The organism is Streptomyces sp. 4N509B, assembly GCF_052245655.1.
Classification (GTDB): domain Bacteria; phylum Actinomycetota; class Actinomycetes; order Streptomycetales; family Streptomycetaceae; genus Streptomyces.
The window spans coordinates 1-15,941 of sequence record NZ_JBQQBZ010000066.1 but is presented as its reverse complement, the minus strand read 5'-3'; the positions used below and the strand labels follow the sequence as shown (position 1 = coordinate 15,941).

The 15,941-nt window shown below is 73.5% G+C and carries 15 protein-coding genes; 9 read left to right on the top strand and 6 right to left on the bottom strand.

The window, feature by feature from the left end; translation table 11 throughout:
• Positions 1–857: 857 nt before the first annotated feature.
• Positions 858–1,478 carry an L-threonylcarbamoyladenylate synthase gene (locus ACTWP5_RS31520; protein ID WP_443224609.1) on the top strand — a complete coding sequence of 207 codons (621 nt, stop codon included), beginning with the start codon at positions 858–860 and terminating at the stop codon, positions 1,476–1,478.
• 90 nt (positions 1,479–1,568) lie between these two features.
• Here ACTWP5_RS31520 and ACTWP5_RS31515 read toward each other — a convergent pair whose 3' ends face one another.
• Both ACTWP5_RS31515 and ACTWP5_RS31510 read right to left on the bottom strand, forming a co-directional pair.
• Complete coding sequence (locus tag ACTWP5_RS31515; protein ID WP_443224608.1) at positions 1,569–2,315, bottom strand: hypothetical protein; 747 nt, start codon at positions 2,313–2,315, stop codon at positions 1,569–1,571.
• Positions 2,312–2,827, bottom strand: a complete 516-nt coding sequence (locus tag ACTWP5_RS31510; RefSeq protein ID WP_443224607.1) for an RNA polymerase sigma factor — start codon at positions 2,825–2,827, stop codon at positions 2,312–2,314. Before ACTWP5_RS31510 ends, ACTWP5_RS31515 begins: the two co-directional genes overlap by 4 nt.
• 340 nt (positions 2,828–3,167) lie before the next feature.
• Between ACTWP5_RS31510 and ACTWP5_RS31505 the strand changes: the two genes are divergently transcribed.
• The 3 genes from ACTWP5_RS31505 to ACTWP5_RS31495 all read left to right on the top strand — a co-directional run bounded on the left by ACTWP5_RS31505 (position 3,168) and on the right by ACTWP5_RS31495 (position 7,841).
• On the top strand, positions 3,168–4,775 hold the full coding sequence (locus ACTWP5_RS31505) for an alkaline phosphatase D family protein (protein WP_443224606.1): 1,608 nt from the start codon (positions 3,168–3,170) through the stop codon (positions 4,773–4,775).
• 71 nt (positions 4,776–4,846) lie between these two features.
• Positions 4,847–5,746, top strand: coding sequence for a galactose-binding domain-containing protein (locus ACTWP5_RS31500; RefSeq protein ID WP_443224605.1), 900 nt, complete (start codon positions 4,847–4,849; stop codon positions 5,744–5,746).
• Between the two features lie 844 nt (positions 5,747–6,590).
• The gene (locus ACTWP5_RS31495; protein ID WP_443224604.1) at positions 6,591–7,841 is read left to right on the top strand and encodes an IS701 family transposase; all 1,251 of its coding nucleotides are present in this window, start codon (positions 6,591–6,593) and stop codon (positions 7,839–7,841) included.
• Between the two features lie 204 nt (positions 7,842–8,045).
• Here ACTWP5_RS31495 and ACTWP5_RS31490 read toward each other — a convergent pair whose 3' ends face one another.
• Both ACTWP5_RS31490 and ACTWP5_RS31485 read right to left on the bottom strand, forming a co-directional pair.
• Positions 8,046–8,486, bottom strand: coding sequence for an SCP2 sterol-binding domain-containing protein (locus ACTWP5_RS31490; RefSeq protein WP_443224603.1), 441 nt, complete (start codon positions 8,484–8,486; stop codon positions 8,046–8,048).
• Complete coding sequence (locus ACTWP5_RS31485) at positions 8,483–9,568, bottom strand: TIGR03564 family F420-dependent LLM class oxidoreductase (RefSeq protein ID WP_443224602.1); 1,086 nt, start codon at positions 9,566–9,568, stop codon at positions 8,483–8,485. The genes ACTWP5_RS31490 and ACTWP5_RS31485 overlap by 4 nt, the downstream gene beginning before the upstream one ends.
• 233 nt (positions 9,569–9,801) lie before the next feature.
• Between ACTWP5_RS31485 and ACTWP5_RS31480 the strand changes: the two genes are divergently transcribed.
• The 5 genes from ACTWP5_RS31480 (at position 9,802) to ACTWP5_RS31460 (ending at position 14,841) form a co-directional block, all read left to right on the top strand.
• Positions 9,802–11,010 carry a beta-ketoacyl-[acyl-carrier-protein] synthase family protein gene (locus ACTWP5_RS31480; protein WP_443224601.1) on the top strand — a complete coding sequence of 403 codons (1,209 nt, stop codon included), beginning with the start codon at positions 9,802–9,804 and terminating at the stop codon, positions 11,008–11,010.
• On the top strand, positions 11,007–11,726 hold the full coding sequence (locus tag ACTWP5_RS31475) for a hypothetical protein (RefSeq protein WP_443224600.1): 720 nt from the start codon (positions 11,007–11,009) through the stop codon (positions 11,724–11,726). The genes ACTWP5_RS31480 and ACTWP5_RS31475 overlap by 4 nt, the downstream gene beginning before the upstream one ends.
• Entirely contained in the window at positions 11,723–12,424 is a 702-nt protein-coding gene (locus tag ACTWP5_RS31470; protein ID WP_443224599.1) for a maleylpyruvate isomerase family mycothiol-dependent enzyme, read from the top strand. Before ACTWP5_RS31475 ends, ACTWP5_RS31470 begins: the two co-directional genes overlap by 4 nt.
• The gene (locus ACTWP5_RS31465) at positions 12,421–13,737 is read left to right on the top strand and encodes a flavin-containing monooxygenase (protein WP_443224598.1); all 1,317 of its coding nucleotides are present in this window, start codon (positions 12,421–12,423) and stop codon (positions 13,735–13,737) included. The genes ACTWP5_RS31470 and ACTWP5_RS31465 overlap by 4 nt, the downstream gene beginning before the upstream one ends.
• A 102-nt stretch (positions 13,738–13,839) precedes the next feature.
• Positions 13,840–14,841: an endonuclease/exonuclease/phosphatase family protein gene (locus tag ACTWP5_RS31460; protein WP_443224597.1), complete on the top strand. Its 1,002-nt coding sequence runs from the start codon at positions 13,840–13,842 to the stop codon at positions 14,839–14,841.
• Between the two features lie 18 nt (positions 14,842–14,859).
• On the opposite strand, the gene ACTWP5_RS31455 is transcribed toward ACTWP5_RS31460, so the two are convergent.
• Together ACTWP5_RS31455 and ACTWP5_RS31450 are read right to left on the bottom strand one after the other, a co-directional pair.
• Positions 14,860–15,477: a hypothetical protein gene (locus ACTWP5_RS31455; protein WP_443224596.1), complete on the bottom strand. Its 618-nt coding sequence runs from the start codon at positions 15,475–15,477 to the stop codon at positions 14,860–14,862.
• A 44-nt stretch (positions 15,478–15,521) separates the two neighbouring features.
• Positions 15,522–15,941: PEP-utilizing enzyme (locus ACTWP5_RS31450; protein ID WP_443224595.1), on the bottom strand; the 420-nt coding region annotated here is incomplete at its 5' end.

The window sequence follows — 15,941 nt, the reverse complement described above, 5'->3', positions numbered from 1 at the left end:
CGTCAGCGAAGAAACTGACCGGCGACGTCATGTCCAACGGACTCACCAACAACGTCGCATGCGCCAAGAACACCAACAACGCCGCCAGGAACCGCAACCCCGTCAACGACGGCAACGGCACCCGTCTGTGCTGCGAGTCGTCGAGGTCTGCTCTGGCTGATCGATCTGCCATCTGAGTACTGCCTTTCCGATGGGGAGCGGACTGCCGGGTGGTCAGCGCGTGGGGAGTCGCGGACGGGCACCCATGGGTCGAATGGCCGAAACGGCACACCATGCCGTAAACGCAGAATCTGACGAGCTGCTAAAGCGTGACTAGAGCGCAGAGGTGCGTGGGGTCGACAACAGCGGCTCCGTAGGCGCGCGTTGGCGCTCGGGGCGCACGCTCCCGTCGCCGTGGCGAGGGGTCGGCCGAGCATGTCGGCCCCCCGGCGGCGGCCCTTCCCGGCGGGCGGTGGCGCCGGTGCGGCGGGAGACCTTACCCCTGGTCACCAGGCATGTCGGAACCGCGAGTAGGTCCTCGTCACGGTGCTCGACGCCAGGGTGCCACGCCCCGTGGGGAACGCCGCCGGCCGCGTCGGCGAGGCGGGCGTTCCGTGCGCGGCCCGTCCCAGGCGGTGGTGCGCGCGCCGGTGCACGCGGGACGGCGCTGACCGCCCCCCGCGCCTCGTCTGTCCACGCGCGACGCGTCCGGCCAGGATGAGGTAGGGCTCGATCTCGGCCAATGAGCGTGAGAGAACATGGGGCGTGACGTGCAGGAATCGCGAGGGGTAGCCACGCGGACCGCACGGGTTCTTCGAGCTGGGGCCACCGCGTCGTGATCCGCGGAGATCCGGACCGCAGGGCCTAGGCTCGGCCTCATGGCAAGGTACTTCGACGTGCATCCGGAGAATCCGCAACGACGCGTGATCGGTCAGGTCGCCGAGATCGTCCGGGACGGGGGGCTGATCGTCTACCCGACGGACTCCTGCTTCGCCCTGGGCTGCCGGCTCGGTGACGGCACGGGCCTGGAGCGGATCCGCGCGATCCGCGACCTCGACGAGCGGCACCACTTCACGTTGGTGTGTCGCGACTTCGCGCAGCTCGGCCAGTTCGTGCGGATGGACAACGCGGCCTTCCGCTCGATCCGGGCGGCGACCCCCGGCAGCTACACGTTCATCCTGCCGGCGTCCAAGGAGGCCCCCCGCAGACTGCTCCACCCCAAACGCAAGACGGTGGGCGTCAGGATCCCCGACCACGTGGTCGCCCAGGCGCTGCTCGCGGAGCTCGGCGAGCCGCTGCTGTCGAGCACGCTGCTGCTCCCCGACGAGGAGGAGCCGCTGACCCAGGGCTGGGAGATCAAGGAGCGGCTCGACCACGTCGTCGACGCGGTGGTCGACTCGGGCGACTGCGGCGTGGAGCCGACGACCGTGGTGGACTTCTCGGGCGAGGAGCCCGAGTTCGTGCGCCGTGGCGCGGGGGACCCCGCACGGTTCGAGTGAGGCGTGCCCGCGTGCCCGTCCGGGCCGGCGGCGTGGTGCGCCGGCCCGGACACGTCTGTCTCCGGCCGTCGGTGGGCGGCCGTTCGGCGGTCAGCGGATGATGTCGGCCAGGATGCCGGTCATCTCCTGGCGGGACAGCGGCGTCGGCTCCTCGAAGGTGCCGTCGAGGATGAGCCAGGCCATCCGCCCCGGCTCGACCCTGACCTCCACCCGCGACTCCGGGTCCCCCGCCTCGACGCCGTAGAGGCCCTGCCCCACGCCGGGTACGGGGAACGTCTCGCAGGGGTCGAAGTGCGTGGTGGCGCAGTCGGAGGCGTCGTCGCGCCCCGTGGCGTCGACGTACGCGTGGAGCTCGGCCTGGTAGGTGCCGGTGGCCGTGACGACGGTCAACGCGTACGACCAGTACTGCTGGCTGTTACCCGGGTCGAAGTCCAGCGTGTTCCGGGAGACCTCGGCCAGCCGGACTCCGGCGGGAAGGGCCTCGAACGCCTCCTCGACCCGGTCGCGGCCCTCGACCGCGGCCTCCTCGTACTGCCGCGGCGTGTACGTCCCGTCCGCCGTAGGGACCGGCCACAGCGGTGGGGGCGGCGGCGTCACCCCGCCGTGCCCCACCGGATCGCGGGGCGCCGCCGCCTCCTGCCCCAGCGGCATCGCCAGCAGGGTACCGGCCACGGCGACGACGGCCGTCGCGGCGACCGTTCCCAGGACGGCGCGGCGCCGGGAGCGCTCGCGCCGTGCGCGGGAGGCGATCTCCTCCGCGTCGCAGCGCAGCGGCGGCTCGGTCGCGACCGCGTCGTTCAGCCCGTCCCTGACCAGGTCCTCGTCCCGTGTCGTCATCTGACCTCGCTCCTCTCCAGGTGGGTCCGCAGTGTCGTGAGGCCCCGCGCGGTCTGGCTCTTGACGTTGCCCTCCGAACAGCCGAGTGCCGCCGCCGTCTGTGCGACGGACAGGTCGTCGAAGTACCGCAGCACGAGCGTCGCCCGCTGCCGTGGGGGCAACGCCAGCAGCGCCCGGTGCACGGCGTTGCGGGCGTCGAGGTGGCTCGCCACGTCGTCGGGGCCGGTCGCCGCCGGGTCCGGGGCGTCGGGCAGCGTCGCCACGGCACGTTCCCGTCGCCAGGGTCTGCGCCCCTCGTCCAGCCAGGCGCGCACCAGGACGCGCCGCACGTAGGGGCCGAGCTCGCCCCGTCGCTCCAGACGGGGCCACGAGCGGTACATCCTGATCAACACGCTCTGCGTCAGGTCCTCGGCCAGGTGCCAGTCCCCGCACAGCAGGTACGCGGTCCGCCGCAGCGGGCGGGCCTGGCCGGCCGCGAACTCGCGGAACCGCTCTTCGTCATGTCTGCGCATCCGATCCCCTTTCACGCGGTACACGGAGCGAGCGCGAGAGGGGGTTGCATCGGGCCGCCGCCGGCGCGGGGCGAGCCCCTCCCGCCCTTCCCCTCCTCCCGCGACGGCGAGCCGGCCCGGGGCCGGGCGGGCGCCCCGGCGCCGCCTGACGGGGAGACATGGAACATCGGAGCCACTCGGTGGCGCCGCCGTTCCGGACGGTTCTCCCCGCTGCCCGGCGTGGCTACAGTGTCGACGGCTCGGCGGCGAAGCGTCGCTGGTCGAGCCGTGTCGCGCCGTTCGTTCCGGGAACGGCCGGCTGATCCGGTGACCCGGTTCCTGTGAGGGGGCGTCGACTCCGATGACCGCATCCGTGACCGCGACCCAGGCCGCGCGTGTGGCGGCCACCGCCACCCGACGAAGATTCCTGACCGTGACGGGCGCCGCCGCCGCCCTCGCCCTGGGCACGGCCCTCACGGGCCCCCGCGCCCAGGCGGTGTCCGCGGCGAGCACCGACTCCCGGCACCTGTTCACCCTGGGCGTCGCCTCCGGGGAGCCGCTGCCCGAGGCCGTCGTCATCTGGACGAGGCTCGCCCCCGACCCGCTCGCGCCGTTCGGCGGCATGGACCCCGAGCGCTCGGTGCCGGTGGAGTGGGAGGTGGCGGAGTCGGAGGACTTCCGCCGCGTCGTGCGCCGCGGCACCGCGTTCGCCCGTCCCGAGTACGCGCACACCGTCCACGTCGACGTCAGGGGCCTGCGCCCGTGGCGGCACTACTTCTACCGCTTCCGCGCCCGGGGGCAGATCAGCCCCGTCGGCCGCACCCGCACCGCGCCCGCCCCCGACGCCGCCGTGCCGTCCCTGACGCTGGCGTTCGCCTCCTGCCAGGCGTGGTTCGACGGCTACTACACGGCCTACGGCGACCTGGCCCGCCGTGACCACGACGTGGTCCTCTTCCTCGGCGACTACATCTACGAGTTCGGCGCGGCCAAGGGCTACCGCCCCGGCGACGCCGACCCCCACGCCATGCGCCAGACCGTGACGCTGGACGAGTACCGCGAACGGTACGCCCTCTACAAGCTCGACCCCGACCTCCAGGCCGCGCACGCCGCGGCCCCCTGGATCGTCACCTTCGACGACCACGAGATCGTCGACAACTGGGCCGACGAGGCCCATCCGAGCGCCCCGCCGGCCGAGTTCCTGGTGCGCCGCGCCAACGGCTTCCGCGCGTACTGGGAGCACATGCCGCTGCGCCTGGGCGACCTGCCGAACGGGCCCGACATGCGCTTCTACCGGCGCCTGCGCTACGGCTCCCTCGCCGAGTTCAGCATCCTCGACACCCGCCAGTACCGCTCCGACCAGGCCAACGGCGACGGCATCAAGCCGCCGAGCGACGCCTCCCGCGACCCCAGCCGGACCTTCACCGGCGAGGAGCAGGAGCGATGGCTGCTCGACGGGCTGGCGGCGTCGACCGCGCGCTGGAACGTCCTCGGCCAGCAGACCGCGATGGCCCAGCTCGACACGGTGGCCGGCCCGGGCGTGGCGGTGCCGATGGACACCTGGGACGGGTACACCGCCTCCCGGGACCGGGTGCTCGGCGGCGCCCACGAACGCGGCGTGCGGAACCTGGTCTCGCTGGGCGGGGACCTCCACCGCAGCGTGGCCTCCGACCTCCGGCTCGACTTCGACGACCCCGACTCCCCGGTGGTGGGCACGGAGTTCGTCGGCACCTCCATCTCCTCGGGGATGGACGGCGTCGACCACGACCCGGGCGGCCTGACGCTGCTGGCCGAGAACCCGCACATCAGGTTCCACAACTTCCAGCGCGGCTACGTCAGCTGCGTGGCGACCGACACCGAGTGGACCGCCGAGTACCGGGTGGTGGACCGCGTGACGACCCCGGGCGGCACGGTGAGCACGCGCGGCACGCTCGTCGTCGAGGACGGCCGGCCCGGCATCCAGACGGCGTGAGCGCACGCCACCGGCCGTCGGCCCGAGGCTCCCGACTCCCCAGCACTGGCACCGAGGACAGGAAGACCACCATGCCCACGCACCGCCTCGCCCGGACCGCGCTGCCCTCTCTCGCCCTCACCGCCGCGGCGCTCACCACGCTCGCCGTGGCACCGCCGGCGAGCGGCGCGCCCGGCGGCGCGCCCGGCGGCGCGCCCGGCCAGCGCGCCACGGTCGAGCTGAGCGCCGACCCGGCCGAGCTCGACCTCGTGCCGCTGCCGTGCTTCCCGGCCGACCTCGACGTCACCATGACCAACACGGGCGACCAGGCCCGCTTCGCCGACACGCTGCTGACCGCCGACCCGCCCCTGACGCTCTCCCGCGACGTCTTCTCCAGCTACCTCCCGGCCACCGACCCCGACCAGCCAGTGAGCGTGCCGGTGGAGGTCCGCGCGCCCCGGGGGACGCCCCCTGGCACCTACGAGGTCCTGTTGGAGCTCGAACGGCAGCGGGTGAGCGTCCCGGTCCACGTCGCCTCGCCCCCGCCGAAGGGGCCGGGCGACAACCTGGCGCTCGGCGAGGAGCCCATCGCCTCCTCCACCCACGGCAACTTCTCGGCCTGCGGCGGCCTGGACGGCAACACCGACCACGCCCAGTGGAGCACCCGCACGGGATGGAACGACGGAACACCCGCGGTCTTCCCCGACACCTACGGCGTGCGCCTCCCCGAGGCGCGCACGGTCGAGGAGGTCAGCGTCCTGACCCTGGACAGCGCGGGCTCCCCGGCCGAACGGTTCGGGCTGCGGGACTGGGACGTGCAGGTTCTCACCGACGACGGGTGGCACACGGTCGCGGAGGTCCGCGGCAACACCGCCGGCCTGGTGACCACCCGCTTCGAGCCGACGACCGCGCGCGCCGTCCAGCTGGTCGTGCACGGCACGAACGACGCGAGGTACTCGCGCGTCATGGAGCTGGAGGTCCGCGGCGGCTGAGAGGGCTGGGGGCGGCCGTCCCCAGCCGGCCGCCCCTGACACCGCGTGCGTGTGGGAACGTTCTGGCGAATCGGTCGCGGAATCGTCACAAGGCATGCGCAACGGCCACCCGGTCACCAACCGGTGGATCTGACATTGCGCCAAATGCGGAAGTCGGCGGTCGTTCCGAGGTTGTTGGGCGAGAGTCTTGCTGACGCACCTGAGGGAAGATAACTTCTCATTGGCATGTCAAGTTCCGGTAAATCTCCAGCAAGTCTCCCTGTTGCTCAGCGTGCGGAGGTCGTCTTGGCAGGAGCTGTCGAGGTGTTTTCCGATCCAGGATCGCGGCCGGGTAGTGACGCGCGGAATCGCCCTCACCGCCAATACCCGCTGCATTCGCCTCGTCAACGCCCTCCCGTTCGACGTCGTTGAGCAGCGGACCGACCAGTCTCCGCTCCCGTGACCGTGGAGCGGATCACCGGCTGGCCGCACGGCGGCGAGCCCGACCACAGACGTCGACCGACCGATCACCAGGCTGAACAAGCTACTGACGTGGAAGGGTCCGGCCGCCACCACAGGCACCGACCCGTCCAGGCGGCAGGCCGCACGCGGTGACCCAGCGCGCGGCGGCGCCTTCGTACGCTGTGATGTTCCAGTGTCCTGGAGTCTCCCGGGCCCTTCGTGGGCATGCGTGGAGCCGTGCGACGTGACCACGGGGAAGTTCTCACACCATGACGACGCAGCCTGACCGGCTGACCGTGGCGTTCGCGTTCCCCGGTGGGGAACGGGGAACAGCACGACGTGCCTTCGGTGATCTGTCGAGCGTGCCATCCGAGGTAACTCCCGTAGAAGGGCGCACGAGGTGATGACCGAACCGTTCTACGAGTTATGGTGCAGGCAGCTCTTCGAACACATCAAACACAACTTCTCGCGGGCGGAACCACGACTCCGCGCGTGGAAATACCTCCTCAGCCTCGCCGACGCCTCGGCGGACGGCCGTGGCTCCCGTAAACACCTGGCCCTCTACCCGGGGGAACGCAGGGCGGACGGCGCGCAACGGCTCCTCACCAGCGCCCAGTGGGACGAGAGCAGGGTGCGGGCCGACCTCCTCGGCTTCGTCACCACCCGGTTCGGCGCCACCGGCGGCACCCTCTACGTCACCGAGATGGCCTTCCCGAAGAAGGGCATGCAGGCCGCGGCGGTTCAGCGGCAGTTCAGCGTCGACAGCGCCCGCCAGGAGAACTGCCAGATCGGCATCCTGCTGTTCTACGAGGCGGTCGACGGCTCGCTCGTGCTGATCGACCGCGAGCTCTACGTGCCCGAGAGCTGGATCAACGACGCGGAGCGCTGCCGCAGGGCGGGCATGCCGCCCGGCACCGCGTACCGCTCGAAGTCGGCCATCGCCGTCGACCTGGTCCACCGCGCCCTCGCCGCCAACATCGTTCCGCAGTGGACGCTGCTGTCGGTGCTCTGTCCCCAGAAGGCGGCGGCGCAGCGCGCCCTGCGGCGCGAGGGGCTCCAGCACATGGTGGCGCTGACCCCCAGCGAGTTCGCCCTGACCACCAGGGCGCGCGACTCCCGGGCGTTCACGGTCTCCTACGAGTCGCGGCCCGGCGTTCCCGTCTCCTCGGCCCACGCGTGGCGGACCCCCACCACCCCGCACCGTGCGCGCGCGGTGCCCGTGCAACAGATCAGGACGGCGTCGGCGCCGACGTCCCGCTTCGACGTGTCCTATCTCGCCGACGCCGGCGGGGGGCGGCGCGACGACTGGAGTCCCGGGCACTTCTCCGCGTACACCGCCCGGGACCTGGCGCCCGGGAAGCTGACGGAGACGATGGGGGCCTTCGGGCGCCTGGCCGCGCGGTCGCGCTGTCTGCGGGACCAGGTGGGCGTCGACCGGTACGAGGTGCGCAGCTGGCGGGGCTGGTACCGGCACATGACCCTCGTCATGGTGGCGCAGACCGCGATGGCGATCGCGTCGACGGACCGGCCGCCGGGCCAGCCGGCGGGTCGGGCCGCGGCTCGGCCGACGGGTCGGTCCACGGGCGAGGGGGCGCGGCGGGAACGCGTGGCCAGGGAGCGGGACGCCTTCCTGCCGTTGGGTCGTACCCGCTGACGGAAGCCGCGGACGGGCGGGCGGGCGCCAGGGGCCGGCGCCGTCCCGCCCGACGGCCGCGCCCGACGGGAAGCCGCCACCGAAGAGGAGCCGCCGCCGGAGGGAGCCGTTCCCGGGGGAGATCCGCTTCCCGGTGGAGCGCCGTGCCACGACGGGGAGGGGCCGGCCCGACTCGGCGACCCCTCGCGTCGGACGCCCGGCGGCTCAGGGCCGGGCGAACCAGCTCTCGAACTTCGTGGCCGCCATCATGTCGCCGGAGACCCGGATCCTGCGGGTGAGGAACGCCCGGACCGGCGCCATGGTGCCCGTGAGGACCTGGAGGAACACGGGGATCTCCATCGTCATGGTGACGCTCGGATCGGGCAGCGTGCCGCGCCCGCAGTGACACGCCCCGCCGCGCACGTCCGCGAAGTAGAACCACGGGCCGCCGTCCGCGACGATCTCGTACTGGAAGCTGAGCTCCCGCCCCCCGGCCCGCTCGGGCAGGAACGCGCCGGGCATCTCGCCGAAGACGAGGTCGAGCAGGGCGCCGGCGCCGCCCTCGCGTTCCCTGACGTAGGCGTGGATGTCGGCCTCGCTGCGGCCCTCGATGCTGCTCCTGAGCTCGTGGAACGCGCTCGCCGAGCCGGCTGGACTCTGCGTCATCTCAAGACTCCCCGCGTCGTGGTCCGGTCCGTGCCGAGTGGGTGGGTGCCGAGTGGGTGGGTGTGGTGCTGGGCCGGGCCGAGCTGGTCCGCGCCGAGCTGCTCCGTGCCGGGTTGGTGGGCGGCGGGCCGGTCGGTGAGCGCGGTCAGCAGGTCGTGCGTCCTGGCCTGCTCCTCCTCGGAGCCGACGACGACCGCGTTCAGGTCCGTCACGCCCGCCGCCGCCATCCGGTCGACCGCCGCGGCGATCTCCTCCTCGCTGCCGACCAGCGCGATGTCACCCCCGTGGTCGGCGTCCTCCCGGTCCAGCACCGCGCGGTAGTTCGGCAGCGACCGGTAGATCAGGAAGAGCCGTGCGGCCCGCTCCCTGACGGCCTCCGGCTCACCGGTCACGCAGACCGGCAGGCTCGCGACCACGCGTGGCGTGGGGCGGCCCGCCGCATTCGCGGCGTCGGCGAGCCGGGGCACGATGTGCTCGGCGAGGGTCCGCTCCCCGGTCATCCAGGTGATCACGCCGTCGGAGCAGGCGCCGGCCACCGCGAGCATGCGCGGCCCGAGCGCCGCGACGAGCACCGGCACCCGGCGGTCCACGGGGAAGGACACCGAGCCGTTGGCGTCGACCGTCTCCCCGTGGAACGTGGTGGAGCCGGTCTCGCACAGCTGGTTCAGCACGGTCAGGTACTCGCGCATGCGCAGCGCGGTCCGGTCGTAGCGGTAGCCCCACTGGTCCTCGACGACGTGCCGGTGGGACACGCCCACGCCGAGGGTCACCCGGCCCGAGGGATAGGCCGCCTGCACGGTGAGCGCCTGCTCGGCCAGCACCATCGGGTGCCGGGGAAAGGTCGGCACCACGCAGGTGCCGAGTTCGATGCCGCGCACCGACCGGGCGGCCACGGCCAGGGCCGTCAGGCTGTCGTACCCGAAGACCTCGTGGCGAACGCGACGGCTACTTCGTGTGCGCGGACCGGAACCGGGACTCTGCGGTAACCAGGCGCTGACGTATCCGGCGTGAGCGGCGCGTTCGACCTTCTGGACGAGTTCGTCGAAACGGCGACCGCCGTCTATGTTCAGTCCAATTCTCACGATGGTCACCGTAGAGGGCGCGCGATCCGCGACAGAAGGATTAAGTGCGGAAGTGGAATGGGCCGAACGGTAAGTGCGGCTCTGGGTTTGATCGCCCGTCCGACGCCTCGCTTGAATGAGCGAAACCCAGCTCACTCCTATTTCGTCCGTTGCTTATCGAAGAGGCGGGAAGTGGACCGTGACGAACCTGGATGGCGATGCGTATGCGTGAGCGTCGAACGAACCGCGTTGTCGTGACCGGTCTCGGCGCGGTGACTCCCGCCGGGTGGTCGGTGGCGGAGACCTGGGAGGGGGTCGTCGAGGGACGGTCGTGCGTTCGCGCCGTCGACCGCTTCGAGACCTTCCCGTCCTCCAGCAGGGTCGCCGGCCTCGTCCCCGGCGCGCCCGACACGCTGCCACGCCACTCGCTGTCCCTGGAGTACGGCCTTCACGCCGCCCGCGAGGCGCTGACGATGGCCGGGCTCCCCAGCGCGCCGCCCGACGCCGCCGAGGCACGCGACGAGGCGCGGGGCGAGGCCGCCCCGGGGCCCGGCACGGCCCCGACCGTGGACCTCGCCATCGTCGCCAACCACGGCGAGCGGCGCCTCCCCACCGCCCGCGACACCGGCCGCGTCATCGGCGTGCGCGACATCGCCCGCCGCGTCGCCGACGTCGCGGGCGCACGCGAGAGCAGCGCGCCCTTCGGGGCCTGCGCCGGCAGCGCCCAGGCCATCGGCATGGCGAAGCGGATCATCGAGTCCGGCCGCGCCGAGGTGGTCCTCGCGGGCGGCTGCGACGCGCTGGTCACCCCGTTCGACTTCTTCTCCTTCTCCAGCCTCTACGTGATGTCCACCAGGGACTGCGACCCCGCCGAGGCGTCCTGCCCGTTCGACGCCCGGCGCGACGGCTTCGTCCTCGCGGAGGGTGCCGCCTTCCTGGTGCTGGAGTCGGAGCGGCACGCACGGGAGCGCGGCGCCGAGCCGTTGGCCGAGGTCAGGGGCTTCGGCCTGCGACAGAACGCCTACCACATGTTCGCCCCGCCGCCCGACGGCCTCGGCCCGGAGGTCGCGATGCGCGAGGCCCTGCGCGACGCCGGGCTCGACGCCACCGAGATCGACCACGTCAACGCGCACGGCACCAGCACCCGGGACAACGACGCCTCGGAGACCCTCGCCCTGCGCGCGGTGTTCGACCGGCACGCGGACGCGGTGCCCGTCACCTCCAACAAGAGCCAGCTCGGACACACCATGGGGGCCTGCGGCGCGATCGAGGCGGTGCTGAGCATCCAGTCGCTGCGCGAGGGCGTCATCCCGCCCACCATCAACCTGCGCGCCCCCGACCCCGCCTGCGACCTCGACTACGTCCCCGGCCAGGCGCGGCGGGCGCCGTTGCGGCACGTCCTCAGCAACAGCTTCGGCTTCGGCGGGCACAGCGCCTCACTCGTCCTGGGGAGGACCTCATGAAACTCCGGGTCAACGCGGGCCACTACAGCCCGTACCACGCGGTCGGCCTGCGCGAGCAGGCCAGGCGGCTGAGCTCCAGGAAGGTGCTGCGCTTCCTGGACGCGGCCTCGCTGGCGCCGTTCGTGGTCACCGCGACCCTCTACCGGGCCGACCCCGCCGCCGAGCCGGACGACGTGGCCCTGTACACCCTCGGCGGCTGGGACGCGGACATACCGGACCAGCCGGTCGTCTCCGACGGCAGCGCCGCCTCGGACGCGGTGGTCAGCCGGAACATCCTGGAGGAGACCAACCCCGTCACCTGGCTGCGGATGCTGTCGAACAACGCCCTGTGCCAGGTCTCCATCTCCGAGGGCTTCCGCGGCCCCAACGCCCACCTCAGCGGCGGCCCCGAGGTCCTGCGGCAGGTGCTCGCGGTGGCCGCCGAGGACCTGCGCAGGGGCGCGGCCCGCCAGGCGCTGATCGTCGCGTACGACACCGTGCCCGAGCACCGCACCAGCCCCTCCGACCGCGCACCGACGGCCGCCGCGGGGCTCTCCCTGGTGCCGCTGGAGCCGGACGCCGGGGCCGGGCACGACGCGCCCGGCGGCGACGCCCTGCCGCGGCTGTTCGACCTCGCCAGCGACACGGCCGCGACCAGCGACTCCGTGCTGGACGTGGCCCGCGCCTGCGTCGACGCGTTCGCCGGCCCCGCGCGGACCGGGAGGGAGCACAGGTGAGGCGGCGTCAGGTCGACCCCCCGCTGGTGCTGCCGCGGCGCGAGGTGATGGACGGCATCGCCGAGGACTGCCAGACCTTCGTGGACCTGCTGCACTCCGTCGACGCCGCCGGCTGGCACACCCCGAGCCGCTGCGCCGGCTGGGAGGTGCGCGACGTCGCCGGGCACGTGGCCGGACTCTTCGCCGACGTCGCCGTCGGCCGGATGGAGGGCCACGGCCTGCCGGAGGTGACGGCCCGGCAGGCCGCGGAACGCAGGGACCGCACGCCCGAGCAGGTCGCCAGGGAGCTGCGGAAGGCGGGCCGGCTCTGCCTGGCCGTGCTCGACGGATTCCCGGACGACGCGTGGCTGGCCCGCGCCCCCGGCGGCTTCCCCGGTCCGCTGCGCCGCGCCGTGCTCGTGCTCTGGTACGAGCTCTACGTGCACGGCGACGACATCCGCGCCGCGCTCGGCCGCGCGCCGGAGCGCGGCCCGGGGCTGCGGGCCAGCGTCGTGCACGTCGCCGAGACGCTCGGCCTGTGGGGGTGGGGGCCGGCGACGCTGCGGCTGGACGGCATCGACGAACTGCCGGTCCGCGGCGGCGGTCAGCCGGTCACGGGCGACCCGCTGGCGTTCCTGCGCGCGGCGACGGGCCGGCTCGACCCCGTGCCCCTCGGGCTCGACGACCGCGTCAACATCTACCGCGAGGTCGCCGCGTGACCGCCCCCGCGCGCCGCCGCCCCACGCCGGGGCCGGCCGACGACGCGTCACGCGCCCCGTCGCCGCCGGGAGAGCCGAGGCAGCCGAGGGGGCCGGGGGATGCGGGCGACGCGGGGGAGCGGGTGCACGTCGCCGTCGTCGGCGCCGGCGTCGCCGGTCTCGCGGTCACCGCATGCCTCCTGGACCGCGGCGTGGACGTCCTCGCCTTCGACGAGAACGCCGACATCGCCCACACCTGGCGCCAGCGCTACGACAACCTGCGCCTGAACTCGGTCCGCTGGTTCTCCCAGATGCCCGGCCAGCCGATCCCCCGGTCGTGCGGGCGCTGGGTGAGCCGCGACGACATGGTCGACTACGTGACGCGCTACGCCGGCTCCGTGCGGCACGTCGTGCGGTCCGGATCCCGCGTCACCGCGATCCGCCGAGGGCGGGCCAGCCGCTGGCTGCTGACCACGGACGCGGGGCTGGTCGCGGCGGACCACGTGGTGCTGGCGACGGGCCTCTACCACGAGCCGTTCGTGCCGCCGTGGCCCGGCCGCGAGCGGTTCGGTGGGCGGCTGCTCCACGCCGCGGACTACCGGCGGCCGGACCCGTTCGAGGGCGAGCGCGTGCTCGTCGTGGGCGCGGGCGTCTCCGGTGTCGACATAGCGACCGACCTGCTGCGGCGGTCCTCGGGAACGCTGACGGTCGCCGTCCGCACCACCCCGAGCTTCCTGCCGCGTGAGCTGTGGGGCATACCGCTCCAGCCGCTGTCGGTGAGCAACAAGCACCTGCCGATCCGGCTCCAGGACCTCGGGGGCCGGATCATCCAGCGCCTGTCGGCCGGCGACCTGGCGGACACCCCGTTCGGGCGGCCCACCGAGGGCATGTTCAGCCGGCTGCTGCGCACCGGGGTCAGCCCCTCCGTCGACGACGGCGCCTTCCTCGCCGCCGTCCGCGCCGGCCGCGTCCGCGTCGTGCCGGGCGTCGCCGCCCTGGAGGACGGCGCCGCCGTCACCGCGGACGGCCGGCGGTGGGAGGCCGACACGGTCATCGCCGCCACCGGGTACCGCACCGGTCTGGAGCGGCTGCTGACCGAGCCCGGGGCGCTGGACGAGCGCGGCGTCCCGCCGCAGTACGGCCCGGACAACCGGCGGTGGGCCGCCCAGGGACTGCACTTCGTCGGCTTCACCTCGCCGCTGACCGGACACCTGCGGGAGATCGGCATCCTGGCCCGGCGCGTGGCGCGCACCATCCACCGCGCGCGGGCAGGGGCACGGACACGGGCAGGGGCTGGGTCACGGAAAGGCGACCGCGCGCCCCTGGTGGGGTGACGTCCCGTCAGCTCACCGGGACACGCGGACCCGCCACCCACCACGTTCGGTGACGTGAGACGTACGGTGAGTGTCCCAGTTCGTCGCGTCTCGGGGACAGCCGTGACAGAGATCCGCATCGCCACCTTCAACGTGGAGAACCTCGACGAGACCGCCGAGGGAGAGCTCCCCTCCCTCTCCGACCGGATCGCGTTGATGAAGCCGCAGATCAGGCGGCTGCGCGCCGACATCGCCTGCTTCCAGGAGGTCCACGGCCAGGAACGGGCCGGCCAGCCCCGTGCCCTGCTGGCCCTGCGGGACCTGCTGGCGGGCACCAACCTCGACGGCGCCACCATGGTCAGCACCAGACCCGGGAACGACGCGGTCTTCAACGAGCGCAACCTCGTGGTCGTCACCCACCTCCCGGTCCTCGGCCGCACGCAGCTGCACAACGACCTGGTCGCCAAGCCCCGCTACCTGCGCCTGACCGCGCTCCCCGCCGACACCGAGCCGGTGGAGGTCGGCGTCGAACGGCCCATCCTGCACGTCCAGCTCGACCTCGGTTCGGTGCTCCCCGGGCGCCGGCTCCACGTGATCAACGTGCACCTGAAGTCCAAGCTGCCCACCCCCGTCCCCGGCCAGCAGATCGACGACTTCACCTGGCACACCGCGGAGGGCTGGGCCGAGGGCGCGTTCCTGTCCTCCATGAAACGGATGAGCCAGGCCCTGGAGGTCCGCCGCCTCGTCGACCAGATCCTCAACGACGACGCGGACGCCCACATCGTCGTCGCGGGCGACTTCAACGCCGCCCCCGACGAGATCCCCGTCCAGGCCATCCGCGGCGACGTCGAGGACACCGGCAACGGAGACCTCTCGGGACGGGTCCTCGTCCCCGTCGAGCACACGGTCCCGGCACCCTCCCGGTACACCCTCTACCACCAGGGGCACGGCCAGATGCTCGACCACATGCTGGTCAGCCGCAACCTCCTGACGCACTACCGGGGCTCGGAGATCCACAACGAACTCCTCCACGACGAGTCCGCCGCCTTCGGCACCGACCGCAAGTACCCGGAGTCCGACCACGCCCCCGTCGTCGCCACCTTCTCCTTCGACGGCGGCGGCTGACGCGGCCGAGGCCGAGGACTACGCGTCGTCCTCCTCGCGCTCCCGCCCGAGCAGCAGGAGCAGGTCCTCGTGGAGCTCCAGCCAGACGTCGTGGTAGGAGTCGGTGAACGGCTGGAGCAGCGCCGAGGCGTCGCCGGCGCGGAGGCGGTCGAGGGCGGCGCGGAGCCTCGGCTCGTAGCGCGAGAGGCGGGGCAGCGGCGCGCCGAGGCCGTCGAGCACGGCCGCGGCCTCCTCGTGGAGTTCCGTCAGCTCCGCCGCCACGGCCTCGTCCGTCACCGTGCCGCCCGGCCCGCCGGAGGTCTGCCGGCGGGCGCACAGCAGCTTGAACCGCCGGTTCAACGCCAGGAAGCGGGTGTCGTAGAGGTCCGTCAGCTCCCCCCGTTGGGAGGCGGCGAGCCCGGCCCGCTCGGCCGCGCTGTGCTCCTCCCACCAGGCGCGGCCGGCCGGGGTGAGCAGCCAGCCCGCCAGCCGGCCGGCGCGGCGCGTCGCGAGCCCGGCGCCCAGCGCCAGCTCCAGCGCCCGGGAGACGGCCGCCTCCTCGGCCGACAGCGCCGCCGCGATCGCGCCGGGCGTGGCCCGTCCCTTGATCCGCAGACAGTGCAGGACGGCCGTGTCGAGCTCGTGAGCCGTGGTCATGCGTGGTCTCCATCCTTCCGGGAGGGCTGAGCGGTCAACGGTGGTCAGGGGTGGTGCGCCTCGGCCGCGAACTCCCGCCGCCACCGCGCGAGCTGCTCGAACGGCCCCGCGTCCTCCAGGCCGGCACCGTCCGGTCCCGCGCCCGCCGGTTCCGCGCCCGCGGGCCGCGCGGCCCCGCCCGGCTCCGGCGCCGGGCCGCCGAGCGCGTCGCCCAGGTACACGCGGCCGGTGTCGCCGTCGACGGTGGCCACCCGCCCGCGCAGGCGCGCGGCGACGCCGTCGCCGCAGCCGACCACGCACGGGAGCCCCAGCTGCCGGGCCACCACCGCGGCGTGCGAGGTGGTGCCGCCCCGCTCGGTGATGACGCCGTCGGCGACGAGGAAGCCGGGGATGTCGTGGGTGCTGGTGGTGGCGCTGGCCAGCAGCACGGAACGGCCGCGCTCGGCCAGCGCCTCCGCCTCGGC

What these genes read in the sequence shown, in the direction of transcription:
- ACTWP5_RS31510 (WP_443224607.1), bottom strand. Translation starts at nt 2,827, where the DNA reads ATGCGCAGACATGACGAAGAGCGGTTCCGCGAGTTCGCGGCCGGCCAG.
- ACTWP5_RS31505 (WP_443224606.1), top strand. Translation starts at nt 3,168, where the DNA reads ATGACCGCATCCGTGACCGCGACCCAGGCCGCGCGTGTGGCGGCCACC.
- ACTWP5_RS31495 (WP_443224604.1), top strand. Translation starts at nt 6,591, where the DNA reads ATGACCGAACCGTTCTACGAGTTATGGTGCAGGCAGCTCTTCGAACAC.
- ACTWP5_RS31455 (WP_443224596.1), bottom strand. Translation starts at nt 15,477, where the DNA reads ATGACCACGGCTCACGAGCTCGACACGGCCGTCCTGCACTGTCTGCGG.
- ACTWP5_RS31520 (WP_443224609.1), top strand. Translation starts at nt 858, where the DNA reads ATGGCAAGGTACTTCGACGTGCATCCGGAGAATCCGCAACGACGCGTG.
- ACTWP5_RS31475 (WP_443224600.1), top strand. Translation starts at nt 11,007, where the DNA reads ATGAAACTCCGGGTCAACGCGGGCCACTACAGCCCGTACCACGCGGTC.
- ACTWP5_RS31490 (WP_443224603.1), bottom strand. Translation starts at nt 8,486, where the DNA reads ATGACGCAGAGTCCAGCCGGCTCGGCGAGCGCGTTCCACGAGCTCAGG.
- ACTWP5_RS31515 (WP_443224608.1), bottom strand. Translation starts at nt 2,315, where the DNA reads ATGACGACACGGGACGAGGACCTGGTCAGGGACGGGCTGAACGACGCG.
- ACTWP5_RS31500 (WP_443224605.1), top strand. Translation starts at nt 4,847, where the DNA reads ATGCCCACGCACCGCCTCGCCCGGACCGCGCTGCCCTCTCTCGCCCTC.